The following is a 1,229-nucleotide window of genomic DNA, read 5'->3' as shown; positions in this document are numbered from 1 at the left end:
GAGCTCATGAAGGGTTCTCGGTAGAGACTCAGAAGAAGAAGGTGATGCCGCCGGTCAGCTCGAGGTTCTGCGTGTTCTGGCGCTTGCCGAGCAGGTCGAGCGTGAAGATGTGGTCGCGCATGTCGACCTGCAGCGCCATCCAGTCCTTCAGGAACACGCGGGTGCCGAGCCCGACGTTGAAGGTCTGCTTGCGCTGGTCGTTGAACTTGGTGCTGCCGACGCCGCCGATCAGGTACACCGCCGACGCCTTCGCGGTGTTGCGGCCGAAGAAGATCTCGCCCGGCAGCACGTTCACGCCGATCGAGACGTTGTAGTAGCGCAGCTTCTGGCTGTCGTCGGAGAGCACGCCGCCGGGCAGGATCTGCCGGAACGATTCATCGCTCACCTTGGTCTGGGCGTAGACGGCCTCGACGAAGTAATCCTCGGTGATGTGGTAGCCCACGCGCAGGCCCGAGACGGCGTTGGCGCCGAAGTTCTGCGTGCTGTAGGTGCCGCCGAACAGGCCGAACTCGAAGTCGTTCGACGGGATCTTCGGCACGTTCACCGGGCGGCGATCGACCTGCGGCACGATCACCTGCTCGTTGCCGGGTTCGACGACCTGCTGCTGGTTCTGGGCCTGCGCCGCGAACGGCGCGGCAAGGCAGGCCGCGAGGACAAGACGTTGGAGTTTGCGCATGGCCGTCAATTGAAGAAGAAGGAGAAGCCGACCGTGGCGGCACGGTACTCGGCGCTGCGGGTGTCGTCGATGAACACCGTGTAGAGCGACCAGTCGGCCCGCAGCACGAAGCGGTCGGACAGGTGGTAGCGCACGCCGATGCCGGCGTCGGCCATCTTGGAGTTGGTGCCGACCGCGTCGACCAGCGTCGAATTGGGCACGTTCTTGAACTTGCCGAAGCCGACCGCGAAGAACGGCGACAGGCGCTTGTCGGACCAGGGCTCGACCATCAGGTTGGCATGCCAGAAATCGCTGCCGGAGAACACGCCCTRCACCTGGCCGAGCGTGGCTTCGAGCGACAGCGTGTCCGACAGGCGGTAGCCGGTCCACATCTTCAGCATCGGCTCGCCCTTGAAGCGGCCCCAGCCGGTGCCGAACTCGACGCGGCGATTCAGGTAGTCGTCGAGCAGCACGTCGCGGAAGGTCTTGGTGCTGCCGGCCTCGGTCAGCGTGGTCTCGAGCTGCGCGCGCGTGACCCAGCCTTCCTTGCCCTTGTCGGTGCGCACCTTGAACC

At 65.0% G+C, this 1,229-nt stretch carries 2 protein-coding genes; both read right to left on the bottom strand.

All coding sequences use genetic code 11. From position 1 onward, the window contains the following. Positions 1-28: 28 nt before the first annotated feature. Positions 29-676, bottom strand: a complete 648-nt coding sequence (locus tag AC1D15_RS33070; protein ID WP_047511910.1) for an outer membrane beta-barrel domain-containing protein — start codon at positions 674-676, stop codon at positions 29-31. Positions 677-681: 5 nt separating this feature from the next. Then, a partial coding sequence (locus AC1D15_RS33065; protein ID WP_477829398.1) for a porin family protein occupies positions 682-1,229 on the bottom strand: 548 nt, incomplete at its 5' end.

Source organism: Rhizobacter sp. P2_H2 (assembly GCF_056403375.1).
This window is presented reverse-complemented; position numbering and strand designations above follow the sequence as displayed.

Bases quoted from the DNA above. Each gene is read 5' to 3' on its own strand.
- AC1D15_RS33070 (WP_047511910.1), bottom strand. From the start codon at position 676: ATGCGCAAACTCCAACGTCTTGTCCTCGCGGCCTGCCTTGCCGCGCCG.